The organism is Sphingomonas sp., from assembly GCF_965227385.1.
Taxonomy (GTDB): domain Bacteria; phylum Pseudomonadota; class Alphaproteobacteria; order Sphingomonadales; family Sphingomonadaceae; genus Sphingomonas.
Genome location: NZ_OZ245750.1, coordinates 47,837 through 73,873, shown reverse-complemented (window position 1 = coordinate 73,873; position 26,037 = coordinate 47,837). Strand labels below are relative to the sequence as shown.

Genomic DNA, 26,037 nt, shown 5'->3' with positions numbered 1-26,037 from the left:
AGTGATGCGCGCTTGGGGGGTAGCGGCTTGCGCCGCGCTGTTGGGCGCCTGTTCGTCCGGTGTGGTTCCGGCGGGGCGGCCTGCGACCGGCGGAGCGGTCCCCGCACGTCCCGCGCCACCGACCGGCGTTCCCGTGCGTCAGCCGGTTGCCGCCACGCCGCTGACGCCTGCCCCCGCCGCGCCGGTTCCGGCGGGCGTCACCACGGCGGCCGGGGCCGGACTGCTGCCCGGCCCGGCGGTCGACGATCTGCCGATCACCATGGCGGCCGCCGCGCGCGCGCTGGGGGCGTTCAAGCTGAGCTGTGCCACCTTGGTGCGCCGGACCGACGCGACCGCGCTGACGCGCGGCGCGGATTGGCAACCGGCATGCGACGCGGCGCGGACCACACAGGACCGCGATGCCACCAGCTTCTTCGCGCGCTATTTCGAAACGGTGCAGGTCGCCGACGGCAAGGCATTCGCTACCGGCTATTACGAGCCCGAAATTGCCGGATCGCGCACGCGGCGTCCGGGTTATGAAGTGCCGGTCTATGCCCGGCCGACCGATCTGGTCGATGTTGATCTCGGCAGCTTTACCGACACGCTCGCGGGCAAGTCGATCCGCGGCCGGGTCGATGGCACCAAGCTGGTGCCCTATCACGACCGCACCGCGATCGAGCAGGGCGCGCTCGCCGGGCGCGGGCTGGAAATCGCCTGGGCGGCGGACCCGGTCGAGCTGTTCTTCCTCCAGATCCAGGGCTCGGGGCGTCTGCGCCTGCCCGATGGCGGCGTGATGCGGATCGGTTATGCCAGCCAGAACGGGCGCGACTATACCGGCATCGGCAAGCTGATGCTCGACCGTGGCCTGGTCCAGCGCGGTCAGGCCTCGATGCAGGGCCTCATGGCCTGGCTGCGCGCCAACCCCGAAGAGGGGCGCGCAATCATGCGCGAGAACAAGAGTTATGTGTTCTTTCGCGAACTGACCGGCCCGGGGCCGCTGGGCGCGCTGGGGATTCCGGTTACGGCACAGGCGACGGTGGCGACCGATCCAAAATTCGTGCCGCTCGGTGCGCCGGTGTTCCTGTCGATGGATCGGCAGGACGCCAATGGCCTGTGGATCGCGCAGGATACCGGTGGCGCGATCAAGGGCTCGAACCGCTTCGACACTTTCTGGGGCGCGGGCGACGACGCGCGCGCCATTGCCGGCGGCATGGCCGCGCGCGGCACCGCCTGGCTGCTGCTGCCCAAGGGGACGCTGCAGCGGCTCGGCGCCGCGCGCGACTGATCCATGGCCCGCCCGCCGCGCGCGCTTTCGCCCGAGGAACGGGCCTTGTGGCAGCGCGTGGTCTCCAGCGTGACGCCGATTGCACGGGCCAAGCCTGTGCCGGCGGCACCGGTTGTTCCGTTCGCGGCACCTGCACCTGTCGCTGAGCCGGTCCCGCCCAAGAAGGTCAAGGGGCGCGTTCCGCCCCCGCGCCAGCCCGCACCGCCCCCGCCCAAGCCCCCGCGCGATACGCTGGACGGCGGCTGGGACCGGCGCTTGTCGCGCGGGCTGGTCGCGCCGGAAAGTTCGATCGACCTGCACGGCCATACACTCTCCAGCGCCCATGCCCTGCTTGATCAGGGTCTGGCCCGCGCGATCGCGCGCGGCGACCGCGTGTTGCTGCTGATCACCGGAAAGCCGCCCCGGCCCGAGTCCGAACGCCCGCATGCGCGCGGCGCGATCCGGGCTGCGGTGGGGGACTGGCTCGCCGCGTCGCGCCATGCCGATGCCATCGCGGCGGTACGCGGCGCGCACCCACGGCATGGCGGGCAGGGCGCGCTCTATATCATCTTGCGCCGATCCCGGTCGTCCGCTCGAATTTTTTAACTCTTTGCCGCCATACCCATTGCCAGGAAGCCGGATGGTCCGGCTGGCGTGGGGGATCGCGCAACCGCAATGGACGGATTTTCGCTCAAAAGCCGCGCGATAGCATTCGCGCTGTGCGCGGGGGCGTTCGTCTTCATCCTCGCGCTTGCCGCGACCACGCGCGGTCCTTTCGACGTTGCAAGCGCCAGCCGCGCGCTGATTGCCGCGATCATCTGCGCCGCAATGTGCTGGGCCTATGCCGAGCGCACCATTGCCTCGACCGCCGCAGCGATCGACGCAGCGATCGAGCGGTTGACCCAGGCTGCCAATGGCGACCTGCAAAGCGAAATTCCGCAGGAGGTGGAGCAATGCGTCCCGCCGCTCGCCCGCGCGATGGACGGGCTGTTCCGCCAGCTGCACAGCAATCTGGACAGCGTCCAGCGCCTCGCCCTGTTCGATCCGGTCACCGGCCTGCCCAACCGCACCCATTTCCGCCGCAGTTGCGAGCGGATGCTGGCCGAGCTGCCACACGATGCGATGGCGGCCTTGTTCTTCATCGATCTCGACCGGTTCAAGGCGGTCAACGACACGCTGGGCCATGCCGTGGGCGATCAGCTGCTGGGCATGGTCGCCAACCGCCTGCGCGCGGTCGCCGACCGCTTCGCGATCGAAGGTGATGCGCGCCAGCCGCTGATCGGTCGCCTGTCGGGCGACGAGTTCACCATCTATTTCCCCGAGCTGGGGCATGTGCGGGACGCCGATCGCGTCGGGCGCGGCATCCTGTTCGCCCTGTCGGAGCCGTTCGACCTTGCCGATCAGGAAGTGTCGATCGGTGCGTCCGTCGGCATTGCGATCCGGCCCGAACATGGCACGTCCCTGACCGACCTGATGCGCGCCGCCGACGCCGCCATGTATCACGCCAAGGCCAAGGGCCGCGGTCGCGCGGAACATTTCACCGACCATCTCGCCAGCGAAATCGCCGCGCGCGCCCTGCTCGAGAGCGATCTGCGCATGGCGGTCGAGCGCGATGAATTCACCTTGGTCTATCAGCCGCAGATCAGCGCGCACGACGGTCGCATCGTCGCCGCCGAAGCGCTGCTGCGCTGGCAGCATCCGACGCGCGGCCTGTGCCTGCCCGGCAGCTTCATCGGGCGGGCGGAGGAAACCGGCCTGATCGTCGAGATCGGCGAGTGGGTGGTCGAACATGTCGCCGCGACCATCGCGCGCTGGGGTGCGATGGGTATCGAGCAGCGGATGGCGGTCAATATCAGCCCGCGCCAGCTCGACCATGCCGCCTTCTTCCGCCGGTTGCGCGAAGCGATGCAGGCTGCCGGCGCACCCGCCCGGCTGCTCGAGCTGGAGATTACCGAAACGCTGGCGATGCATTGTTCGCGTGAGGTGATCGATGCGATCGCGGCGTTGCGCAGCGATGGTGCGACAGTGGCGGTGGACGATTTCGGCACCGGATATTCCAACCTGGCCCGACTGCGCGACCTGCCGCTCGACCGCGTCAAGCTCGACCGTACCCTGGTCGAGAATGTCGCGACCAGCGCCGAATCGCGCACCATCGCGCATGCCGTGATCGGCCTGATCCACGGCATCGGGTGCGAGGTCGTGGCCGAGGGGATCGAGACCGAGGCACAGCTGGAAGTGCTGCGCGTGATCGGCTGCGACATTTTGCAGGGCTATGTCATCGCCAAGCCGATGGCCGAGCAGGCGTTCCTCAAATGGGCGAGTGCCGCGCCGCGATTGGCGCTGCGGGCCTGAACCCTTACCCGAACACCCGTCCCAGCACGCTCGCATAGATCCGTGTCAGCGTGTGCAGATCGTCCAGCGCGACCGCTTCGTCGAGCTTGTGCATCGTCGCGTTGAGCAGGCCGAATTCGACCACCGGGCAGATGCGCGACAGGAAGCGCGCGTCGGACGTGCCGCCGCTGGTGGACAATTCCGCCTCGACCCCGGTTTCCGCCCGGATCGCGTCGGTGACGAGCGCTGACAGCGCCCCCGGCTGCGTCAGAAACGCCTCGCCATAGACCCGCCCGCGCACGATCCCTGCCGGGGCGTGCGCATGGACGATGTCCTGCACCCGTGCGATCAGGTCTGCGCCGCGATGCTGGTCGTTGAAGCGGATCGACAGCCGCGCACGCGCCTTGCCCGGAATGACGTTGGTCGCCGAGTTGCCGACCTCCAGATCGATCACTTCGATGTTCGACGGCTGGAACCAGTCGGTGCCTTCGTCGAGTACGATGGCGTCGATCTCCGCCAGCGCGCGGACGAGGCGCGGGACGGGGTTGTCGGCAAGGTGCGGGTAGGCGACATGGCCCTGCCGCCCCGGCACCTCGATATCGATCACGGTCGACCCGCGCCGCCCGATCTTGATCGTGTCCCCCAGCCGATGCGCCGAGGTCGGCTCGCCAACCAGGCACATATCGGGGGTCAGGCCGCGTGCTGCCATCCGGTCCATGATCGCCACCGTGCCATAGGTCGCCGGGCCTTCCTCGTCGCCGGTGATGATCAGGCTGACGGTGCCGGAGGCGGGCAGGGGGGCGAGCGCCGCCACGAACGCGGCAATCGCGCCCTTCATGTCCACAGCGCCGCGACCGTAGAGCAGGTCGCCGCGGATTTCCGGATCGAACGCACCCGACGCCCAGCCCTCGCCCGGCGGCACAACGTCGAGATGCCCGGCAAAGGCGAAATGCGGCCCCGGCCCGGCGCTGCGCACGGCGAGCAGGTTTTCAACCGGGCCGTCCGGGGCCTCACCCGCCACGAACCGCTCGACGTCGAAGCCGAGCGGGATCAGCGCCGCCTCGAGAACATCGAACACTGTCCCCTGCGCCGGGGTGATGCTGGGCGCGGCGATCAGCGCCTTGGTCAGGTCGACGACATCGGGCATATTCGCTCCTTCACTGGGAGGCTCCTTTGCCCAAGCTCGACCTCGACACAATCCCGCAGACCAATGCGACCGGCTATCCGGCTGAATATGCCGATGTCGTGCAGGGCCGCTGGTACCGCCGCCTTGCCCCCGCATCGGGCCTCACCGATTTCGGCGCGAGCCATGTTACGCTCAAGCCCGGCGCGTGGTCCGCGCACCGCCACTGGCATGAGGGCGAGGACGAGCTGGTCGTGATGCTGGCGGGCGAAGCGGTGCTGGTCGACGACGCGGGCGAGCATGTGATGCGCCCCGGCGATGTGGCCGCCTTCCCCAAGGGCGACGGCAACGGCCATGTCCTGCAGAACCGCAGCGACGCCGACTGCGTGTTCGTCGCGATCGGCCGCCCGGCGGCGAGCGATTGCCATTACCCCGATATCGACATGCACCTGGCGAATGGCCGCGGGTTCAAGCGGAAAGATGGAAGTGAGTTCTAGGCGGGTTCCTGCTCGAACTGCTCGATCACCCATTCCTCTTCCTGCGCGCCGGCGATCCAGTCCTGCATGAAGGGATGCTGGAGCACCGCGTTCATGTACGCCGGGGCAAAGCGCGCGACGGGGAGCGAGTAGGTGACGAAGCGGGTCACGACCGGCGCGAACATCACGTCGACCGCGCCGAACTGGCCGAACAGGAATTCGCCGTCGCTGCCGTAGCGCGCGCGGGCCTGCGCCCACAGCTCCATGATCCGCTGGATGTCGTGCATCACGTCTTCGTCGGGGGTCCTGGGCGGATAGACCTGACGGATGTTCATGCTGTGCTTGCGGCGCAGCGCGGCATAGCCCGAGTGCATCTCCGCAGCCATGGACCGCGCCATTGCGCGGGCGGCGGGATCGGTCGGCCAGAATTTGTCGCCGCCCGATTTCTCGTTGAGATATTCGACGATGGCGAGGCTGTCCCACACTACCGCGTCGCCGTCCCACAGGATCGGCACCTTGCCCGATGACGGCGCGAACTCATCGCCCTCGCGCCGCTGGTCCCAGTCCTGATCGTAAAGCGGGACCACCACTTCCTCGAACGGAAGCCCGGAGAGCTTGCACGCGAGCCAGCCGCGCAGCGACCAGGAGGAATAGGCCTTGTTGCCGATGAAGAGCTTGAGCATCGCGCGGGGATAGCGGCGGGGCGGGGGCGGGGCAATGGCGCGGTGACGTTGCATCCGCGTCGCCTCGGTCCGGTCGGCATGCCCCGGCGGGGCGGTCAGACGCTGACCGCCTCGATCACCGCAGCGCGCAGTTCGGCGATGCCGTCATTCTTCTCGCTCGAGGTCGCGAGGATGTCGGGATGCGCGGCGGGGCGTTTGCGCGCTTCCGCGATCGTACGCTCGGTCACGTCGGCAAGTTCGGCCGGCTTGATCTTGTCGCCCTTGGTCATGACGATGCGATAGCTGACCGCCGCGGCGTCGAGCATGTCGAGAATTTCGCGGTCGACATCCTTGATCCCGTGGCGGCTGTCGATCAGCACCAGCACGCGTTTGAGCACGTCGCGGCCGCGCAGATAGTCATTCACCAGGAAGCGCCATTTTTTGACGACATCCTTGGGTGCCTTGGCAAAGCCATAGCCGGGCATGTCGACCAGCCGGAACTTCACCGGATCGCCGATATCGAAGAAGTTCAGCTCCTGCGTCCGCCCCGGCGTGTTCGAGGTGCGGGCAAGGCCGTTGCGGTTGGTCAGCGCGTTGAGCAGCGAGGATTTGCCGACGTTCGACCGCCCCGCAAACGCCACTTCCGGCACGATCGCATCGGGCAGGAAGTTGAGCGCTGGCGCGGATTTGAGGAACGTGACCGGACCCGCAAAGGTCTTGCGCGCGCCCTCGATCAGCTCGGGGTCGAACTCGGTCACTTCTTCCCCTTGCCCGGCTTGGCGTCGATCACCGCGCCCGCTGCGGGCACCGGTTCCTTGAGCGCCGGGTGGCGCATGTACAGGAACTTCTGCTGCGCGATGGTGAGCAGGTTCGAGGTGATCCAGTAAAGCTGGAGACCCGCCGCGAACGGCGCCATCACGAACATCAGGATCCACGGCATGATCGCGAACATCTGCTTCTGCACTTCGTCGGTGGGTGCCGGGTTCAGCTTGAACTGCGCCCACATCGAGACGCCGAGCAGGATCGGGAACACGCCCAGCGCCAGGAACATCGGCAGCTGGATACCGGTCAGGTAATGGACCAGGTTGACCAGGTTCGCGGGGTCGGGCGCGGACAGATCCTTGACCCACAGCACCAATGGCTGGTGGCGCATTTCGATCGACAGCATCAGCACCTTGTACAGCGCGTAGAGGATCGGAATCTGCAGCAGGGTCGGCAGGCAGCCCGCGAGGGGGTTCACCTTCTCGTCCTTGTACAGCTTCATGATCTCTTGCTGCTGGCGCGGCTTGTCGTCCTTGTAGCGTTCCTGCAGCGCCTTCATCTTGGGCTGGAGCGCGCGCATTGCTGCCATCGACGCGAACTGCTTCTGCGCGATCGGGAACAGCAGCAGGCGGACGGTGACGGTCAGCAGGATGATCGCCACACCGAAATTGCCGACCATGCGGAACAGCCAGTGGAGGTAATGGAAGATCGGCTTTTCGAAGATCTCGAACCAGCCCCAGTCGATTGCCTTGCCGAAGTGGTGGATTCCGCCTTCTTCCTCGTAGCTGTCGAGCAGGTTGATGTCCTTCGCGCCCGCAAAGAAGCGCGTGGTCTGGGTCATAACCTGGCCCGGTGCGATCTGGCGCGCCGTGGTCGGCTCGAACTGCGCCTGGGTCGCGGTGCCGGCGCCGGGGCGGAAGCTGAGGCTGACCGGCATGCCCTGATCGGGCACCAAAGCGGTCAGCCAGTAGATATCGGTATAGCCGATCCAGCCGCCCTTGGCGTCGAAGCGCTGCGGACCATCGTCCTTCACCGTGTCGTAATTGACGCCATAATCGACCGCGCCGCCATAGGACGCGACCGGACCGGCGTGGATCGTCCAGGTGTCGTGATCCTTGCCCGGGCCATAGCGGTAGAGATAGCCATAGCCGGCCGCCGCCACCGCCTTCTGCCCCAGGTTCGCGACCTTCTGGCGCACGGTGAACATGTATCCGTCATCGACCGACAGCTCGATCGCGAAGCGTTGGCTGCCGCTGGTGGCGGTCAGCGTGACCGGGGTGGTCGGGGTCAGCTTCGACCCGCTGGCCTTCCACAGCGTGTCCGGGCCGGGGGCGTTGACGCCCTGACCCGACCATCCGAAGCCGGCGAAATAGGCGTCGCGCGTGCCGCTGGGCGACAGGAGGCGGATCGGCGCGCTGTCCTTGGCGATGCTTTCCTTGTGCTTGACCAGCACCAGATCGTCGATGCGCGCGCCCTTGAGGTTCAGGCTACCCTGCACCGTCGGGGTTTCGATCGCGATGCGGGGGCTTTCGCGCAGTACGCTGTCGCGGTCGCGGATCGCCTGCGGCGTGTCGGCGGCGGGGTCCGCGCCGGGATTGGGGACCATTTTGGGCGAGCCATCCGGGGCCTTGGTCACGGTCGGGGCGGGGGGCGTCGGGAACAGCCAGCCGGTCACCGCCGGCCATGCGAACAGCAGCAGCCCCGCGATCACCGCGAACAGCAGGAAATTCTTCTGGTCTTCTTTCACGTCATTCCCCGGTCAGGACATCAGGGCACGGGGTCATAGCCGTGCCCACCCCATGGATGGCAGCGAAGGATACGCCGCAGCGCGAGCCATCCGCCCTTGAGCGCCCCATAGCGGGAGAGCGCCTGTATTGCATAGGCCGAACAGCTTGGCGCGAACCGACAGCTGGGCGGCAGGATTCGCGAGGGGCCGAGCTGCCACCCGCGCGTGATGAGGATCAAGATGCGGGCGATCACCGCTTCACCTTTGCCAGCGCCTTGGAGAGTTCGGTCTTGAGTGCGGAATAGTCCCGCTCGATCCCGCTGGCGCGGCCGATCAGGACATGGTCGGCGCCCACCACGCCATCGATCGGCAGCACCTCGCGCACCAGTGCGCGGAAACGGCGCTTCATGCGGTTGCGGGTGACGGCGTTGCCGACCTTTTTCGACACGGTGATTCCGATCCGCATCGTCGCATCATCATCGCCGCGCGCGCGGACGATAAGGACGAAGCCGGGCATCGGTGCCCGCTTGCCGGCATTGGCGGCGAGATAGTCCTTGCGCTGCGTCATCCGCGCAAGCGGGGCGGGCGAACGCAAACAGCCCGCCTCCTCGCCTGAGGAAACGGGCTGGTTCGGCGCCAGCGATGCTGGCGTCAGGCTTACGCGCTCAGCTTGTTGCGGCCGCGGGCGCGGCGGGCGCGAATCACATTGCGACCGCCGGGGGTCGCCATGCGCGCGCGGAAGCCGTGCCGGCGCGCTCGCACCAGGTTGCTCGGCTGAAAGGTCCGCTTCATCGCTCATTCCCTGAATTCTAGAAACTGAAAAGGCCGCCGCGGGGGCGACCGTGTGAACGGGGCCGTTAGCCAAAGCGGACGCGCAAGTCAATTCGCGGCGAGCCTTTTTGCCACTTCCCGGCGACGTTTGGCGCTTCCGCGCACCAGAATCCGGTCGATGAATGCGCCGACTCGCGGCCACTTGGCCTTCAATCGCACGAATCGGTACCGCGCCCAGCGCGAATTGCGCAGGATCAGGATCAGGCCAAATGCCGCGACGACTGTGCCCGCCGGTCCTGGAAATGGCGAGACGAGCGGCGCGACGATCAGGAACAGCAGCCAGCCGGTCACGAGCAAGGCGATTCGCACAAAGGGATGCGGGTTGGAACGCATCGCTTCCAGATGGGGCGGTGTATTGCCGATGCAAGGCGCAGGCACGATGAACCGTTTCCCTGACACGAAAAGCGGCTAAGAGTGTGCGAACAAAAGGGGGGCGTTGATGGTCGCGAGTGTCTCGACGGTCGCATATCTCGGGCTGGAGGCGCGCAGCGTCGAGGTGCAGTGTAACCTCGTCCCCGGCCTGCCCAAATTCATGATTGTCGGGCTGCCCGACAAGGCGGTGGCGGAAAGCCGTGAGCGGGTGCGCGCGGCGATGGCGGCGATCGGGCTGGCAATGCCGCCCAAGCATATCGTGCTCAACCTGTCGCCCGCCGACCTGCCCAAGGAAGGGTCGCATTTCGACCTGCCGATTGCGCTGGCGCTGCTGGCGGCGATGGGGGTCACCGATGCCGAGGCGCTCAGCGATTATGTCGTGGTCGGCGAGCTGGCACTGGATGGCCGGATTGCGCCGTCGCCCGGCGTGCTGCTCGCGGCGCTGCACGCGGCGGGGGAGGGGAAGGGGCTGATCTGTCCCGCGGCGCAGGGGGCGGAGGCAGCCTGGGCCGGGACGGGAGCGGTGCTGGCGGCGCCCGACCTGATCGGCCTGCTCAACCATCTGAAGGGCCAGCAGCTGCTCGGCGCGCCCGAGCCGGGGGAGGCCGATGCGCCCGGCTTCGGTCCCGACCTCAAACAGGTCAAAGGGCAGGAGACGGCCAAACGCGCACTGGAGATCGCGGCGGCGGGCGGGCACAACCTGCTAATGTAATGTTGATCTACACCGGACAGGATTGATCATGGACGCCGTTATCTACATTCGCTGGTCCTCGGCCGAGCAGGGGAAGGGCAGCAGCCTAGAGCGGCAGCGCGAACAGTGTCGCGCGCTCGCGGCAAGAAAGGGATGGAACGTCGTAGCCGAACTCGTGGACGATGGCGTGTCGGCGTTCAAGGGGCGTCACGCTATCGTTGGCGAACTCGGGAAATTCGTGGCTGATGTCGAGGCCGGTGTTTATCCCGATGGGGTGGTGCTCCTGACTGAGAAGCTGGATCGACTGTCGCGTGAGAAGGCAAAGAAGGTGTTCTCGTGGGTCGTCGATATCACTGACCTCGGCGTCGTCGTGGCGACCGTCGATGGCGACCGGCGCTACGCGAAGGACAATCTGGACATGGCCTCGATCATCGAGGTCGTGGTCAAGGCTGAGCTCGCAAACGAGGAGTCGGAGAAGAAGTCTTCGCGATTGGCGGCGGCATGGGCGTCGAAGCGACGTAGACTGGCAGATGGTGAGACCCAGGTACTGACGCGCCGAGCACCAGCTTGGCTTGCGGTCGAGGGCACGCCCGCGCGATTCGTCCCGATCCCCGAGCGCGTCGCTGTCGTCCGCCGCATTTTCGAAGAGACTAGCGCCGGCCTCGGCAAGCACAGTATCGCGCGTGGTCTTAACCTCGACGGCGTTCCGACTTTCGGCAGGGCGTCGGGCTGGCATCCGTCGTACATTCAGAAGATCCTAACCGGTCCCGCAGTTCTCGGCGAGTTTCAGCCCGGCCAAAAGGCGCGGGGGGAACCGCGCCAATCCGTTGGCGACCCCATCCAGGACTACTATCCCCGTATCATCGATGAGGACCTCTACGCGCGTACTCTCAAGAGCATTTCGGGTCGCCCCCGTCGGGTCGGTGGGCGCGGACGACGTTTGGTCAATCTATTTGGCGGTCTAGCGGTCTGCGGCGGCTGCGGCTCGAAGATGACCTTCAGGGGCAAGGGAAAGAAGGTTCGGGCTGACGGCTCGATCGTCAACGAGGATTACCTCATCTGCGACAGGTACCAACGGGGGCTTGGCTGTCAGAACGGTCGTCACTTCAACTATTCGGTTTGGGAGGACGGCATCCTTGACGCGATCCTCTACGACGCGATGGAGGACCGCCACTTCTCGTCACCCGAGATAATCCGCCCGCTCGAGATCCAACTGGCTGAACGCATCCGCAAGCGGAAAACTGACCGAGAGCGTGCCGAAACGGCGCTTGCACTTTACGTCGAGACCAACCGCCCTGAGGTGAAGGCTAGGTGGATGGCGATCACTCAGGAGATCGACGAACTCGACGCATCAATTGTGGAACTCGAGCGACACATCAAAGACGCCCGCGGTACGGCGACACCGGCCCAGCATCGACGCCGCATCCAAAAGTTGCGTGGTACGCTGAACGACGAGGATGAGCGCATCCGGTTTGAGGCAAGGTCGCTGGTGATGGAGGCTGCGCACGGACTTGTCGAACGCATGTCTTTCTCATCCGAGCACCTGATTGTCGTCATAGCCACGAAGACCGGCGTAGAGATGCATGTTGGCTGGGAGGACTGGGGTGGCGATCGGCAGGGGATTACCATCGCGAAGTTTATGCCGTAACCGCTCGAGAGATTATAGAAATTGCCGTAGTTGCCCAGGGTCGGGACTCATAACCACCACATGCCACCTGGTGGTTGTAAGTCCGGCCCAAGGGTTAAGCGGCGTCAAGATCAAGCCACGGCGCCAGCGTGCTGGCATCGCTAGCAGTTTTTGCGAAGAGAGCCGCAAAGCGCTTTCGTCGGTGCGCTTCAAGCGCTGCGATGTATTCGCGATCCTTACGCTTCTTGATCACGCGCCGCAGAATGCGATCCTCCACCGCAACCGCCGCGACGCGGGCATCGACTAGTCCACGCCAACGCGCTAGTAGGCAGGCGGTCGAAACCACGTCGATTTCGCAGGCGCTTTTCACTTTATCCCATTCGCCCGCAAGTATAAGTCCTGCGACCGCGAAAGGCGGGCACGACAACTTGCCCGGGATGTCCATCGCGGCCAGAACCTCGGACAAGTGCAGAGGCTTCATACGCATCCCGCCGGTGAATGCGTGAGCTAGGTCGAGGTGCCGTTGCTTATGGAATCCGCCATGCATGAGCCAGCCCCAACCTGGAGGCAGGGTTAGTCCGTGACGCATGCATCCGCTAATGAGCAGCGGAATATCATGAGCGAGACCCGCCCACGTTACGATTTCAGTTTCGCTCGGCGCCTCTGCGAGGACCCGCAGGATGCCGGAGAGTACGGCTCGCTCGTTTTGTTCCGGGGCAGAAAGCGTTACGAAGCGGTCAACGTCAATGCCACCCTGCGCGTCTTCGCTAAGCACCATGACCGCGGCGGTGGTGATCGTCTGGAAAACCCATCTGGGACACGTGAGTGGATCCTCACTGCGCGTATAGCCTCGCCGGATTGGCTTGTCGTCGCTGGGGACCCAACGCTCCATGACCTGATAGCGCTTGTGCCCGATATCATCGAGCACTGCAGATTCGATGTCCAGGACTACCCAAGAACGTCGAGCGCGGGGCAGAGTGATAGTCTCGGCCTTTAATATTTCCATGGTTTCTTTCCGTTTGAGTGATGGCCTGCGCGGCCGAGCATTTTTCCCGTTCGTCAGGGGGCTCATCCCTGATTCTTCCCGCCGAAGTCAGTTGATCGTGCGGGACATATGTCGCGCCGACACCGCCACAAGCGTCTCGATCGCTCGACGCAGCCGGCGGACTGAACGGGTGTTGCGGAACAATCGCAGCAACGCCGCTTCCGACCCGCGCTCGATGCCCGGCAGAGCCGAGGGTAGCAGTCCGACATCGCGGGCAACGTCGCGCCAAAGCGTGGCCAGGATCAACTCGGCATGCTCCGGCCCGGGGCCGGCCACCTCCACCACGTCCACGCGGGACAACAGCGGGGCGGGGAGCCGATCGATGCGGTTGGCCGTTAGGATCCAGTTGACGTGGCTAAGGTCGATCTCGACCGCAAGGCAGCCGTCGAAAAACCGGGCAGCAGTTGATCGCTCCAGCATGCCGAGCAGCGTTGAAACCGGATCGCCCATATTCCCGGCCGCCGCTTTGTCGATCTCGTCTATGATTACCACTGGATTGGCGGTACCGGTCTTCAACATCGTCATCGCCGGGAAGCACGGCTGCTGATGGCGAAAACCCCGCGGGTTGCCAGCCAATTCGGCATTACTGCTCACCCCGGCCAGCGACAAAAGAGCGCTGCCGCACCCGGACAGATCTGCGATTCGCTGCGCGAGATGCGTTTTGCCGGCACCTGGCGGTCCCGTAAGCAACATCGGCCGCAACGATAGCCAAGGCCGGCCCGCCCACAAGTTGAGTGCGCACTGGTCCGCAATACGGTCGATCGCTGTCGCCATCCATGGCGCTTCGGCCCGCAGGATCGCCGCGATCCGTGACTCATTACCGCCGCGCGGCCGGGGCAGCGCTGATGCGCCGGCCAATGGCAGCGGAACCGTCAGGCAATCATAGAGATGCGGGATCGAGGCGACCCACTCGTTGTTCTCGTTTCCGTCGCTGGGGATCGATCGGCATGGACGGATGTGGGGCTTGCCCTCGACAATCATCACAGCTGCACCTCCGACTCTGCCGTGTTGTCCCAAGCCGTGGTCGCAGCAATCTGCGTCGTGGCATCGTCCAGACCGTTCAGCCACAGTCGCCAAGTCGCCTTTGCTCGCGCAGCCAGATGGTCGCGTATCGCCCCGTGGCATCCGGTGCGGTGTGCTTCGGCAAGGTCGGCGCGTGTCATCGGCACGAAGGACAGACCCGCCTGGTGTGCGATTGCATCGAAAGATGTGGCTTTGCTGCCCCCATAGCTATCCGCCACGTCGATCACCTCGCCGGTCAGCGCCAAGTCGAACTGACGCAGCAGCCGCGCGCCCGAGATAGCGTCGCGGGCGGTCTCGGCTGCAGCAATGAGCGATGGGACCACGATATCGCCCGCTCTCCACAATAGCAGTCGCGCCGGTGGCGCCTGCAGGCGGTCGGCGAGCCACTTCATGGTTTCGACTTGATCACAGGTCACAGTCGTACTGTGGGCGGCAAGATCAAAGGCAAGCGTGCCGAACCGATTAGAAACGGTCAGCGTTGCAGCTCCGATTAGCAGCGTTCGCGCAGGGCGTTCGCCGAGTTCAGGTTGATTGATCCAGGCGGTGGAAAGGATGACGGTATCCGTGTTCATGTTCTGCCTTCGAAATGAAATCGGCCTGGCCATCGTGGTGATGGCCAGGCCGGCATGGCGTGAGTTGATGAGAGGGCGACGGCTGTGTTCAGGACATCTTAAATGTCCTTTCCTCTTGCTCGCGGCGAAGCCTTGCCGTGACCCGTTCGAGCGAGGCGGCAACATCGGCCTTCAGCGCGCGCGGGCGGCACCAGCGCATGAGTGCGCAGTCGATAAACGTTTGCAAATGCGAGAGGTCCGGCGAGCATTCGATATGGCGAGCGAGCGCTGCCATAGGCCGGGTGACCAGCGCCTCGTCCCCCGCACGTCCGGCCGTCCATGCGAAGTATAGGCAGAGCGTGGCGACTGCGTCCTCCATTACATAACGGCGGATGCGCTCGGTTTCACCTGCTTCCCACAGGCCCCCGACGTCGCCGCCACCTACGTCAGTCTTCACAGGAATGCCCACCGCGTCGCAGAGCTGAGCCAGCCCGACCTTGCGGCCATAGCTCCCATAGAGATCTGCCAGATCGGCGTGCTCGCCACTATAGCGATGAGCACCCGCATGATTGCCCAACGCCTTAGCGTCCCATACCCGGCACCGCTGAGCAGCGAGCCGCAGAACAAGAGCATCGAACTGAGCAGAATTGTAGCCAGTCACCAGCGAAACGGTGGCCATGCGGGTGTCTGCGGCACGGATCAGGTCTGCTTCGTCCGCGCCATCTTTGATGACAAGCGCCTCAATATCGAAAGACCAGCTACCCTCGCGATACGCTGCCGCGGCGAAACCGATCGCAACGGGCCTGTGGAGCGGCCAGGGTGGAAACGAACCGTCCTCCTGCTGGGGTGCAATGGTTTCGATATCATAGGCCAGCACCGACTGCGTGCTAGGCGCACGGCATGGCTGGCGCACGGATGCGCGCATAGACTTACCTCATCATTGGGTGTGTGGTGTGGTGGTGTCGCCAACAGGTTGACCGAAGTTGTCCGGCAACTTTCTCATCTTGCCCCTGATCACAGGGCAGATGGTCGGTGGTTTCACCCGATAGTATCGACACACTGACGGAAAGCGTGCCGCCTGACGGCAAGCACGAGTTGATAAAAGGATTTTTCCAAAACCTTCCTCAGCCACCTACAATCTAAATTTTCAAAGGTCGCGCCGTGCGTCATCAGGGGGCACCGCGCTTGAAAGACATACGATATGGGTTCCAGAAGGGATGAAGGCGCCCGTGTGGAGACCGCATTTCAGATGCCGAACGTATTGGCGGTAGAGGAGCTAGTCGTTGCTCGACCTTCCGCCGGATGTAACGCGCGATGGCAGCGTATTCGACATCAAGCAGAACGTGATAGTTGCCGCGATTAACGCCATGCCGATGCAGGGCAGTAATCAGCGGTCCATATGAGCTGGAGCTGCCTTCCACGGCCTCTGCATCATCGCGTTCCTGCCCACGCGCACGCTCGGCTTCTTCCAAGGCTTCGAGCATCTGATCGGCCAGTTCGATCGTAATGATGTGACCGAGAGCTTCCGAAAGCGGCTCCCCGAGCTTGCGTATGGCGTTTGATCGATCAGCGTAGAGCGTATCGCGGGTCGGCCCAAGATATGCCTGGACCCGAAAAGCATTGATCAGCGTACGTCGCGCGCGTTCGCCTTCTTTGCTCCGGCCGCCATCGTCCTCGGCGCGAATTCGCAAAAGAGCGTCGTCAAGCCTGCTCCATCGACCGTGATAGCGACGGGCTAGATATTTCAATGCGTCGAACAAGGTTTCCACGACCACCTCCTTGGTATACCTGTTTTAGGATGACGCAGGGTTCGCACCAAGCGAACCCACGTGCCGCCGCAGTCGTAGACGCGGCGGCACGACCGAGGATGCCAAGCATCCGATCCGAGGCGCGACGCGCCGACCCGGCGAGCGAAGCGAGGGCCTCCGCGGAGTAAAAAACGACGCCGCGCAGCAAACGTGAACGCTTGCGTCACGTTTGCGGTATTGCGCCTGACATATCAGGGTGCCTTTAGGCACCGGCAAACGAGCTCAGACGACAGAATCTGGTCGAATGTGGCTGACTCGTGCCGTTTTCCTTCTCACAAAAACAAAAGTCGGGCTTTAGCGCCCATTGATAGCTGTGCCTTGACTGCCTACTATCTGAGCTGCGGGTTAAAAAGCAATTATGTGAGGTGGTCAGGATCCCGCGTCGGCGAAGTTGTCGCGGTGGAGGAACGTGTATGGGTAAAGGGACAAGGCCAGTCCGCAGCGGGCGCGGTAGGCCACGGAAAACGCAAGAAATAATCGGATCGATGGTCATGGTGCACGCGCCGGAAATGGCGGGTGAGGCGCTCTTTGCATCGAGCGATAAGTTCGCTGATCCGATAGAGGAATTGGGAACTGAAGCGAAGCTCGACCGAATATCTCAAATAATTAGCGAGTCCGCTCGAAAAGTTGGCGCGCAGGCAAAATTGGCCGGTGACGAACTTGCAGCGGGGGAGCGGGACCTTCCTGGACTAACTGGGGTCCGAGCCACGTCTCGCCCGTGGCTGGAGAAAAAATCTCCCGTAAATGCGTTTTCAGACGCAAAGCGTGCAATTCACGCGAATGGGCGGGTTATGGATACGCTCATTCGCCACTTGGTCGAGCACGTCGCGATCGACCAGGAATTGCGAGAGATCGCGACTGACGCCCGTCATCGCGCAGCAGATGAATTGCGTGATATCCCGCTGGCTATGGTCGATTTCGTAAATCGCCTGATGGCCTCGGGCGTGGTCGCCAGAGACGTCCGCTTCATGCCAAGAGACCGGCTAGCCCGGGTCGTAGCGGCGATCAAGGATGTGGACTTGCAATCTGCCCTCGCCGACGTTCCAGATAATCTCCCGCGTTCTTCGTGGCCCGAACCAAATCACGGGGACGAGGCCGAATTGACGGAGGTCGACGGATCGTCTGCGCAGACGCACCCTGACCGCGTGGAGCGGCGTGTCGACACGAGCCTAGGCAGCGGTTCGACGACAGGCTTGTCGGATGCCTCGCCGGTTAGCACAGTTACAGGCGCCGATTCAGACGCCTCAGCCAACCAAGAATTGAGCCAGGGCATCTGGGACATCATCGATGTGACCGGTACTGGCTATCGCATCGAGGAGGATGAGGTCCGTTCGACCGAGGATGCGGCGGCGTTGCACCTGCAACTTCCTGACGATCGATCGATGCGGGCACTGGCGATACCCATGAGCCTAGAGGAGACGCTGGCAGTCGGCGCCGAAGATGATGAGAATGGGGTGTGGGCGCAACGCTTCGTCGGTCAACATTGCGCCCGAACGGCGCGAGAATTGACGGAGGAAGAACGCCGCCTGTGGCTGTTCTTGCTGTTCGAAATCAAAACGTCCCCCGAACATCAACTGGGACGGGCGGGCCTCTTCGACGGGGTGCGGCTGCCAGGGCCCGCAGGTACCAACCGCATTCGACGTCTGGTAGCGTTGGACCGTGATCATTTGGAAGATGCGGCCACTGCAGAGACTTTGAAGGGGCCGGCGCTCCAACGAAAGTGAGCCAGCCAGTTAGTCAAGATGATTGTGGCTATGGGGAGATCCAATCGGATCACGGCGGAACCAAGCTGCGGCACGGGCCCGTTCTGACCATTGATTATATAAAGTCCCGGGGGGGCGTACTACCGACGAAAACTAGGTGGTCAGAGCGTTAACCAATGCCCACTAGCCTAAAGGGTATGTGGCGATCCTCCATGACCGCGGGCGTGCCCCAACTGCCAAAGGGCGAGTGCCTGCGGCCCGAGAGCGCTCGAGCGCTGCTGCATGCCGAGCGGTTCGCACGCAAAGCGCTGTCACCTTTGGATACTGCGATCACCATCGAGTTCAGCTCGGCGCTGGCGAGCAGTGCGCAGCCTTATGCGCTGTTTCGAAAAATTTGGCAGAATACGCAGCGAGCATGGAAGTATCGCGTCGGCCAAGGACTCGCGCATGGCACCTTTGATGCGATGGCCGTGTGGGAAAAGCCCCTTGGCGGCCCAATCCATGTTCACTGGCTTTTGCGCTGGTCACCGCTTGATCAGGACGATCTCGACAAGCGCATCCGTCGAACGCTGAAAAAGCTCGCGCCGAATATGCCCAGCCGCTGTTTGTTGGTGCAGCCGGCGACAACTACGAGCAAGCTCGCGAAATATATGGCGAAAGGTATCGACGCCCCCTACGCAAATCACTTCTATCTGAACCACTCGCCTCAAGGGCAAATCAATCATCGTCGCATCATCATCTCCCGATCCCTCGGGCCGGCGGCGCGCAAAATCTATCAGCAGAAGACCGGGCTTTCGCCGATCTAAGGCCAGCTCGCATCGAAAGCAGATTGCATCCCCCGGTGGTGGACTGGCACAGCTGTCTCCATGAACGCCGTCGAGATTGAAGAGGCCGTATCGGAGCTGGTCGTCCAGCCGTTCGATGCCGTCGAATTCCCCTTTCACTTCCTCACCGCTTTCGGCGCGAAGGAGACGACGCTCAAGCGGCTGCGCAAGGGCGACTCGAATGCGTCGGACGTTGCGGGGGGCGTGTTGTGGCGCAACAACATCCATCTCGCGGTCGCGCCATCAGGCGCAGTCGCCGCGACCCTCACCGCCCTGCGCGCCAGCGCAAAGACCGCTAGCGCCAAGGCCAAGTTCATCCTCGCCACCGATGGCGACACGGTGGAGGCGGAGGATCTGGTCGGCGGCGATGTCGTTGCCTGCCCCTATGCCGACCTGCCCCGGCATTTCGCGACCTTCCTGCCGCTCGCCGGCATCTCCACGGTCAAGGAGATCAAGAACAACCCGATCGACGTCAAGGCGACCGGGCGCCTCAACAAACTCTATGTCGAGCTGCTCAAGGACAATCCCGACTGGGCGACCGACGAGCGGCGGCATGAGCTCAACCAGTTCATGGCGCGCCTGATCTTCTGCTTCTTTGCCGAGGATACTGGCATCTTCCGCGAGGGTCAGTTCACAGCAACCATCACCCAGATGAGCCAGGCCGGTCATGGCAGCGGTGAGGAGCAATGGGGAAACACCCATGTGGTGCTGACCGAGCTGTTCCGCGCGATGGACACGCCGGTCACGCACGAAGGCAACCTGGACGATCGTTATCGCCGCGCAGCGGGCATCCGGCCCTATGCCGATGTCTTTCCCTATGTGAATGGCGGCCTGTTCACCGGGGCGACGGATTGCCCGCGGTTCAGCCGCACTGCGCGCGCGTACCTGCTGCGCGCGGGTGAGCTGGATTGGAAGGAGATCAACCCCGACATCTTCGGGTCGATGATCCAGGCGGTCGCCGACGATGGCGAGCGCGGCGAGCTGGGCATGCACTATACCAGCGTGCCCAACATCCTGAAGGTGCTGAACCCCCTGTTCCTCGACGATCTGCGCGAACAGCTGGAGGCGGCGGGGGACAGCAAGGCGAAGCTGCGCAACCTGCGCCGTCGCCTGGGCAATATCCGCGTGTTCGATCCCGCCTGCGGATCGGGCAATTTCCTGGTGATCGCGTACAAGCAAATGCGCGCGATCGAGGCGGAGATCGTCACCCGGCTGGGCGGCGAAGCCAGCCTGAAACTGGCCGACCGCCGCAGCGTCATCCCGCTCAGCAACTTCTATGGCATCGAGATCAAGGGGTTTGCGGCAGAAATCGCCCGGCTCGCCCTGCTGATCGCGGAGTTCCAAGCGGACTGCCTGTATCTGAGCCAGCAGGAGGCGCGCGCGATGGTCCTTCCGCTGCACAAGACGGGGCAGATCACCGTCGGCAACGCGCTGCGGCTCGACTGGCTGGAGGTCTGCCCGCCGGTCGGGGCGACCTTGGTGGAGGAGCAGGATCTGGCCGGGCCGACCGGGCGGCTGGCGCTGGAGGAGAATGGGCTGGACGAGGGTTGTCGGGCTGAGACGTATATTTGCGGAAACCCGCCTTATAGCGGCCAGTCTGAAATGAGCGACCGTGAGAAGGAAGACCTCAAAGAAGCTTTCTCTGGAAGTCCTGCTGACTGGAAATCACTCGACTACGTGCTTGGTTGGTTTCAAAAAGCTATCCAGATGTGTCGCGAGGGTGTCGGAGCATGCGCTTTCGTTACCACCAACTCAATCTGCCAAGGTCAGCAGGTTCCGGCTTTTTGGAAGCACGTTCTTTTAGATGGACTAAGAATAAAATTTGCTCGCGTATCTTTCAAATGGAAGAACCTCGCAAAGAATAATGCAGGCGTTACCGTCATCGTGGTGGGACTATCGTGCCAAGATGCGCGACCCGTCTTGTATGAAGGAGAGGATGGCGGCCCTGGCACAGGAAGATACGTAGATGAAATTGGACCTTATCTTGTTCCGAACTCGCTGACTATAATTCATAAATCCAGCAAGCCTTTGAATGGGCTGGCCCCGATGGATTATGGAAGCAAGCCAGCGGATGGGGGAGGTTTGATACTTTCTACCTCAGAATATCTAGCGGCACCTTCAGTGGCCCGGGAACTGATAAAGCCGTATGTCGGGAGCGACGAGTACATCGATGGCAAAATGCGCTTCTGTCTATGGATTGAAGAAAACGGCCTCGATGGCGCAATGCGCATTCCGTTCGTACGCGAACGACTCAACATCGTTTCATTGGCACGCGCTCGGAGTACCAAGGCAAAGACGAAAGCTCAGGCGAGCACGCCTCACCGCTTCGCTGAGGTTCGTCATGGAAAATACAGTAGCGGTTATCCGCTCGTAATCCCCATTCACACGAGCGAGGCGAGAAGCGCTCTGCCTGTCGGAGCCCTCCCCCAGGGTGCTGTCGTCTCAAACGCAGCGTTCGGATTGTACGACGCGCCTCTGTGGCACCTTGCGTTAATCGCATCACGTCTTCACTTGGTTTGGATCGCTACGGTCTGCGGAAAGCTGGAGACGCGATACCGCTACTCCAATACCCTCGGCTGGAACACCTTCCCGGTCCCGAAGCTGACCGAGCAGGACAAGGCCGACCTCACCCGGACGGCGGAGAATATCCTGCTGGCGCGGGAGGCGCATTTCCCCGCGACCATCGCCGATCTCTATGATCCCGACGCGATGCCCAACGACCTGCGCCGCGCGCATGAGGAAAATGACGAAGTGCTGGAACGCATCTATATTGGCCGCCGCTTCCGCAACGACACCGAACGGCTGGAAAAGCTGTTCGAGATGTACACGAAGATGACGGCGAACCAGCCGAAGCCGGCGAAGGGCAGGAAGGCGGCAGCGTGAGCGAAGAATTTATCCCGACGCTCACCCATGCGACCGAGCGCGACATCGATCTGATGCTGGTAGAAGAGTTGTATGCCTCTCCCGCATTCATCGGTTGGCTGGCCGCTCGAGGAGGCGCCAGCGGCACCATCAAAACGTCTACGGTGCTTCACAGCAAGCGGCGTACCCGAAGCCGGCGTGAGATCGACATCTTCGTCGACCTTCTCCTGACCGACGGTGGCAAGGCCGCGCTGCTGATTGAGAACAAGCTCGACGCCAGTGAGCAGCCTGACCAAGCCGAAAGCTATCGCGAGGAACTGCACCGAATTAGCGGCGACTACCCGACTGCCGCAATGCTCATCGTGTGCCCCGACAGCTATGCGCGGGAGCATAAGGCGTTCACAGAAAAATTCGACGCCGTGATCACCTATGAAGAGGTTGCGAAGTACTTTGACGGTTTAGTTGGCAGGACCACTGGAGAGCCGTCAGCGCGAGCACGGTTCCGCCGTGATATCCTCAACCAAGCGGTCAACAAGCACAGACGGGGCTACACGCCGATCCCGAACGAGATCGTAGGTGACTTCAACGCGCGGTATGTCCGGTTGCTGTCCGAAGTGGCCCCGGCAATCAAGCCGGGCAAGAGCATGCTCAAGCCCGCTAATCCGGATGAAAGCACGTCCATGATCTTCGACCATGCGGCTTCCCTGGCCGCCTTGCCCTCGAATGTACGGCCTACACGCTTTGCCCATGAACTTGGACGGGGGCAGGAGCACCGCGCTAATTACGTCGCAGTAACATTTGGAGGCTGGGGCGCGGCGCTGCCGTTGCTCAAGCCCGTGATCGAACAGGATCTCGCCGAATTGAGTGCAACAGTCTTTGCCAAGCCACCGACAAAGGTGCGGCCAAACCCCGGCCTGACGATTGCCTGCGCCACACCCCCGGTGGACAATCAGCAGGACTTTGCGGTCCAACGTAACCAACTCGTTGCTGGTATTAGACGCGCATTGGACCTGCAGGATTGGCTGCGCTCGAACATATCCAGATTGAGCGTCTGGAAGACGCTCGCCGAACAGCATCGGACCGCATGATGACAACCGGTACCATTCCCGCCGTCCGCCTCGTTACCGCCCACACCGGCGCATCGGCCAGCGCCAACGAACTCGGCATGCGACCGATGCAGGCGCGCGCCTATGCCCATCGCGGCGAGCAATATCTGCTCATCAAATCGCCCCCGGCTTCGGGCAAGTCGCGCGCGCTGATGTTCATCGCGCTCGACAAGCTGGAGAACCAGGGGGTCAGGCAGGCGATCATCGTCGTCCCCGAGCGGTCGATCGGCGGCAGCTTTGCCGATGAGCCGCTGAGCAAGCATGGCTTCTGGGCCGATTGGGTGGTCCGCCCGCACTGGAACCTGTGCAACACGCCGGGCGCCGACGATGTGAAGGTCGCCAAGTCCAAGGTGAACGCGGTCGGCGAGTTTCTGGCGAGCGAGGACCGGGTGCTGGTCTGTACCCACGCCACCTTCCGCTTTGCGGTCGATGAGCTGGGGATCGAAGCGTTCGACGATCGCCTGATCGCGGTGGACGAATTCCACCATGTTTCCGCCAATCCCGACAACCGGCTGGGCGCACAGCTCGGCCAGTTGATCGCGCGCGACAAGGTGCATCTGGTCGCGATGACCGGGAGCTATTTCCGGGGCGACGCGGCGGCAGTGCTGTCGCCGGAGGATGAGGGCAAGTTCACCACCGTCACCTACACCTATTATGAGCAGCTCAACGGCTATACCTGGCTCAAGACGCTCGACATCGCCTACAGCTTCTACACCGGGCGCTATATCGACAAGATCAACGACCTGCTCGATCCGGCGGTCAAGACAATCGTCCATATCCCCAGCGTCAACAGCCGCGAAAGCACCAAGGACAAGCATCGCGAGGTTGAGGAGATCATGGATCACCTCGGCACCTGGCGCGGTACCGATCCGGCGACCGGCTTTCACCTGATCGAAACGGCCGATGGGCGGACGATCAAGGTCGCCGACCTGGTCGATGACGATCCCGCCAAGCGCGACCGCGTGGCTGCGGCGCTCAAAAGCCCGGATGCACGCGCGAACCGCGACCATGTCGACATCATCATTGCGCTGGGCATGGCGAAGGAAGGGTTCGACTGGATCTGGTGCGAGCATGCGCTGACCGTCGGCTATCGCTCGAGCCTGACCGAGATCATCCAGATCATCGGTCGCGCCACCCGCGACGCGCCGGGCAAGACCGTGGCGCGCTTCACCAACCTGATCGCCGAGCCGGCTGCGGCGGACGATGCGGTGGCCGAAGCGGTCAACGATACGCTCAAGGCGATCGCGGCCAGCCTGTTGATGGAACAGGTGCTCGCCCCCCGGTTCGACTTCACGCCCAAGGATGTCGGGCCGAAAGAGGGGTTCGATTATGGCCCCGGCGGCTATCAGGAAGGGCGGACCAATGTCGGCTTCAACGAGGAGCGCGGGCAGTTCCATTTCGAGCTGAAGGACCTGCTCCTGCCAAGCTCGAAGGAGGCCAAGCGCATCTGTGCCGAGGACATCAACGAGGTCATCACCAGCTTCATTCAGGACAAGCAGGCGATCGAGCGCGGTCTGTTCGACCCCGAAGTGGTGCCCGAAGAGCTGACCGTGGTGCGGATGGGCAAGATCGTGCGCGACCGCTACCCGGAGCTGAGCGAGGACGATCAGGAGGCGATCCGCCAGCACGCCATCGCCGCGCTCAACGTGACGCAACAGGCGGCGAAGATCGTCGCCGACAGCGCCACCGACGACGGATCGGGCGAGCTGAAGGCGAATACCTCCTTCGTCGACGGGGTGCGCAAGTTCATGAATGTGCGCGACCTCGACATCGACCTGATCGACCGCATCAACCCGTTCGACGCCGCCTACGCGATCCTGTCGCGCGCGATGAACGAAAATACGCTGCGCCAAGTGCAGGCGGCGATCACCGGACGCAAGGTGACGCTGAGCGAGGAGGAGGCGCGCGCCTATGCCGTCCGCGCGGTGCAGTGGAAGCGCGAACGCGGCCGCGCGCCCGAGGTGACGTCGCAGGACCCGTGGGAGCGCCAGCTGGCCGAGGGTGTTGCCGCCTTCGCGCGCTATCGGGCAAAGGCTGCCGCCAGTGGCTGACATGACCGACGACGAACTGCTGGCCGAACTGGGCATCGACCTCGCGCCCAAGCAGGTCCGCGCGCGCACCCCGCGTGAGGAGCGGATCATCGCCGGGTTCGAGGATATCGTGAAGTTCCGCGAGGAGCATGGCCGCGCGCCGCAGCATGGCGAGGGCCGCGATATCTTCGAACGGCTCTACGCTGTACGGCTCGACCGGCTGCGCGCGCTGCCCGAATGCCGCGAGCTGCTGGCGGAGATGGACACGCACGGGCTGCTCGATGGCGATGCGGGCGACGCACCGCTCGACGACGACGCGCTGCTCGCCGAACTCGGCATGGACGCGGCGCCCGACGATGACATCACCCAACTCCGCAACGTCCGCTCCGCCACCGAACGCAAGGCGGCGGAGGAAATCGCGACCGCGCAACGCTGCGAAGATTTCGACCGCTTCAAGCCGCTGTTCGACCAGGTCCAGACGGAACTGGAGAAGGGCATCCGCACGACGCGGCGCTTCGGTCGCGATGCCAGCATCGACGTCACCGATTTCTTCATCCTGCGCGGACAGCTCGCCTATGTCGCCGAGATTATCGGCGAGCCGATCAAGGCGGCAAACGGTCAGAACGACGCGCGGCTGCGAGTGATCTATTCCAACGGCACCGAGAGTGATCTGCTCCGCTGGTCACTCCAGCGCGCGCTCTACAAGGACGAAGGTGGTCGCCGCGTTACTGAGCCCACCGTCGGGCCGCTGTTTGACGCGCCCGAGATCGAGCCGGACGGCGATTATCTCGAAACCGGTACGCTCTACGTCCTGCGCAGCCGCTCCATCCATCCGACCATCGCCGCGCACCGCGACCTCGTCCACAAGATCGGCATCACCGGTGGCTCAGTCGAACGCCGCATTGCCGGCGCGATCGACGACCCGACCTTCCTGCTCGCCGAGGTTGATGTCATCGCAACCTACAAGCTGCTCGACATCGAGCGCCCAAAACTTGAACGTCTGATCCATCGCGTTCTCGACAGCGTCCGCTTCGATGCGGAACTCACCGACCGTTTCGGAAAGCCGTTCAGGCCGCGGGAATGGTTCTTGGTCCCGCTGCCGGTGATCGACGAAATCGTGCAGCGGATCGAGAATGGTACGCTGACAGGCATGAAATACGATCGGCAAACAGCAAGCCTGGTTCCGGAGACCGTCATCTGACTGGTTTTCTGCGGCAGGAACTGGGCCGATTGCCGACAGA

Annotated in this window: 24 protein-coding genes and 1 pseudogene; 12 read left to right on the top strand and 13 right to left on the bottom strand. The window is 63.6% G+C overall.

The window, feature by feature from the left end; all coding sequences use genetic code 11:
- Positions 1-4: 4 nt before the first annotated feature.
- The 3 genes from ACO05N_RS00315 (at position 5) to ACO05N_RS00305 (ending at position 3,595) form a co-directional block, all read left to right on the top strand.
- On the top strand, positions 5-1,264 hold the full coding sequence (locus tag ACO05N_RS00315) for a murein transglycosylase A (RefSeq protein WP_422055215.1): 1,260 nt from the start codon (positions 5-7) through the stop codon (positions 1,262-1,264).
- 3 nt (positions 1,265-1,267) lie between these two features.
- A complete protein-coding gene (locus tag ACO05N_RS00310) occupies positions 1,268-1,849 on the top strand; it encodes a Smr/MutS family protein (RefSeq protein WP_422055214.1) in 582 nt (193 codons plus the stop codon).
- A gap of 69 nt (positions 1,850-1,918) precedes the next feature.
- A complete protein-coding gene (locus ACO05N_RS00305; RefSeq protein WP_422055213.1) occupies positions 1,919-3,595 on the top strand; it encodes a putative bifunctional diguanylate cyclase/phosphodiesterase in 1,677 nt (558 codons plus the stop codon).
- 4 nt (positions 3,596-3,599) lie between these two features.
- Here the strand turns inward: ACO05N_RS00305 and dapE are convergent, their stop codons facing one another.
- Positions 3,600-4,721 (bottom strand): succinyl-diaminopimelate desuccinylase, encoded by a 1,122-nt coding sequence (gene dapE, locus ACO05N_RS00300; protein WP_422055212.1) that lies wholly within the window; start codon positions 4,719-4,721, stop codon positions 3,600-3,602.
- Positions 4,722-4,747: 26 nt separating this feature from the next.
- Between dapE and ACO05N_RS00295 the strand changes: the two genes are divergently transcribed.
- Complete coding sequence (locus tag ACO05N_RS00295; protein WP_422055211.1) at positions 4,748-5,194, top strand: cupin domain-containing protein; 447 nt, start codon at positions 4,748-4,750, stop codon at positions 5,192-5,194.
- Here the strand turns inward: ACO05N_RS00295 and ACO05N_RS00290 are convergent.
- From ACO05N_RS00290 to ACO05N_RS00260, 7 genes are all read right to left on the bottom strand, one after another.
- Positions 5,191-5,856 carry a glutathione S-transferase family protein gene (locus ACO05N_RS00290; RefSeq protein ID WP_422055210.1) on the bottom strand — a complete coding sequence of 222 codons (666 nt, stop codon included), beginning with the start codon at positions 5,854-5,856 and terminating at the stop codon, positions 5,191-5,193. The genes ACO05N_RS00295 and ACO05N_RS00290 overlap by 4 nt on opposite strands.
- A 95-nt stretch (positions 5,857-5,951) precedes the next feature.
- Positions 5,952-6,593: a ribosome biogenesis GTP-binding protein YihA/YsxC gene (yihA, locus tag ACO05N_RS00285; RefSeq protein ID WP_422055209.1), complete on the bottom strand. Its 642-nt coding sequence runs from the start codon at positions 6,591-6,593 to the stop codon at positions 5,952-5,954.
- The gene (yidC, locus tag ACO05N_RS00280; protein ID WP_422055208.1) at positions 6,590-8,344 is read right to left on the bottom strand and encodes a membrane protein insertase YidC; all 1,755 of its coding nucleotides are present in this window, start codon (positions 8,342-8,344) and stop codon (positions 6,590-6,592) included. Before yidC ends, yihA begins: the two co-directional genes overlap by 4 nt.
- Before the next feature lie 20 nt (positions 8,345-8,364).
- Positions 8,365-8,577: a membrane protein insertion efficiency factor YidD gene (yidD, locus tag ACO05N_RS00275; RefSeq protein WP_422055207.1), complete on the bottom strand. Its 213-nt coding sequence runs from the start codon at positions 8,575-8,577 to the stop codon at positions 8,365-8,367.
- A complete protein-coding gene (gene rnpA / locus ACO05N_RS00270) occupies positions 8,574-8,918 on the bottom strand; it encodes a ribonuclease P protein component (RefSeq protein ID WP_422055206.1) in 345 nt (114 codons plus the stop codon). Before rnpA ends, yidD begins: the two co-directional genes overlap by 4 nt.
- Before the next feature lie 62 nt (positions 8,919-8,980).
- Entirely contained in the window at positions 8,981-9,115 is a 135-nt protein-coding gene (gene rpmH, locus ACO05N_RS00265) for a 50S ribosomal protein L34 (RefSeq protein ID WP_044332822.1), read from the bottom strand.
- Between the two features lie 87 nt (positions 9,116-9,202).
- On the bottom strand, positions 9,203-9,487 hold the full coding sequence (locus ACO05N_RS00260; RefSeq protein WP_422055205.1) for a hypothetical protein: 285 nt from the start codon (positions 9,485-9,487) through the stop codon (positions 9,203-9,205).
- Between the two features lie 106 nt (positions 9,488-9,593).
- Here ACO05N_RS00260 and ACO05N_RS00255 point away from each other — a divergent pair.
- Positions 9,594-10,235, top strand: a pseudogene (locus tag ACO05N_RS00255) (magnesium chelatase domain-containing protein); the annotation flags it as partial.
- A 31-nt stretch (positions 10,236-10,266) separates the two neighbouring features.
- Entirely contained in the window at positions 10,267-11,865 is a 1,599-nt protein-coding gene (locus tag ACO05N_RS00250; protein ID WP_224922786.1) for a recombinase family protein, read from the top strand.
- 94 nt (positions 11,866-11,959) lie between these two features.
- On the opposite strand, the gene ACO05N_RS00245 is transcribed toward ACO05N_RS00250, so the two are convergent.
- The 5 genes from ACO05N_RS00245 to ACO05N_RS00225 all read right to left on the bottom strand — a co-directional run bounded on the left by ACO05N_RS00245 (position 11,960) and on the right by ACO05N_RS00225 (position 16,232).
- Positions 11,960-12,772 carry a hypothetical protein gene (locus ACO05N_RS00245; protein WP_422055204.1) on the bottom strand — a complete coding sequence of 271 codons (813 nt, stop codon included), beginning with the start codon at positions 12,770-12,772 and terminating at the stop codon, positions 11,960-11,962.
- A gap of 165 nt (positions 12,773-12,937) precedes the next feature.
- Positions 12,938-13,870 carry an AAA family ATPase gene (locus ACO05N_RS00240; protein WP_224922784.1) on the bottom strand — a complete coding sequence of 311 codons (933 nt, stop codon included), beginning with the start codon at positions 13,868-13,870 and terminating at the stop codon, positions 12,938-12,940.
- Positions 13,870-14,484, bottom strand: coding sequence for a hypothetical protein (locus ACO05N_RS00235; protein WP_422055203.1), 615 nt, complete (start codon positions 14,482-14,484; stop codon positions 13,870-13,872). The genes ACO05N_RS00240 and ACO05N_RS00235 overlap by 1 nt, the downstream gene beginning before the upstream one ends.
- Positions 14,485-14,572: 88 nt before the next feature.
- Positions 14,573-15,340, bottom strand: coding sequence for a hypothetical protein (locus tag ACO05N_RS00230; RefSeq protein ID WP_422055202.1), 768 nt, complete (start codon positions 15,338-15,340; stop codon positions 14,573-14,575).
- Between the two features lie 292 nt (positions 15,341-15,632).
- Complete coding sequence (locus ACO05N_RS00225; protein ID WP_224922781.1) at positions 15,633-16,232, bottom strand: hypothetical protein; 600 nt, start codon at positions 16,230-16,232, stop codon at positions 15,633-15,635.
- 830 nt (positions 16,233-17,062) lie between these two features.
- On the opposite strand from ACO05N_RS00225, the gene ACO05N_RS00220 reads away from it, so the two are divergent.
- From ACO05N_RS00220 to ACO05N_RS00195, 6 genes are all read left to right on the top strand, one after another.
- Positions 17,063-17,995 (top strand): hypothetical protein, encoded by a 933-nt coding sequence (locus ACO05N_RS00220; protein WP_422055201.1) that lies wholly within the window; start codon positions 17,063-17,065, stop codon positions 17,993-17,995.
- Positions 17,996-18,186: 191 nt separating this feature from the next.
- Positions 18,187-18,780: a hypothetical protein gene (locus tag ACO05N_RS00215; RefSeq protein ID WP_224922779.1), complete on the top strand. Its 594-nt coding sequence runs from the start codon at positions 18,187-18,189 to the stop codon at positions 18,778-18,780.
- Between the two features lie 60 nt (positions 18,781-18,840).
- Complete coding sequence (locus tag ACO05N_RS00210) at positions 18,841-21,681, top strand: class I SAM-dependent DNA methyltransferase (protein WP_422055200.1); 2,841 nt, start codon at positions 18,841-18,843, stop codon at positions 21,679-21,681.
- The gene (locus ACO05N_RS00205) at positions 21,678-22,748 is read left to right on the top strand and encodes a PD-(D/E)XK nuclease family protein (RefSeq protein WP_422055199.1); all 1,071 of its coding nucleotides are present in this window, start codon (positions 21,678-21,680) and stop codon (positions 22,746-22,748) included. The genes ACO05N_RS00210 and ACO05N_RS00205 overlap by 4 nt, the downstream gene beginning before the upstream one ends.
- Positions 22,745-24,817: a DEAD/DEAH box helicase gene (locus ACO05N_RS00200; protein WP_422055198.1), complete on the top strand. Its 2,073-nt coding sequence runs from the start codon at positions 22,745-22,747 to the stop codon at positions 24,815-24,817. Before ACO05N_RS00205 ends, ACO05N_RS00200 begins: the two co-directional genes overlap by 4 nt.
- A gap of 1 nt (position 24,818) precedes the next feature.
- A complete protein-coding gene (locus ACO05N_RS00195; protein WP_422058674.1) occupies positions 24,819-25,997 on the top strand; it encodes a GIY-YIG nuclease family protein in 1,179 nt (392 codons plus the stop codon).
- The last annotated feature ends 40 nt before the right edge of the window (positions 25,998-26,037 follow it).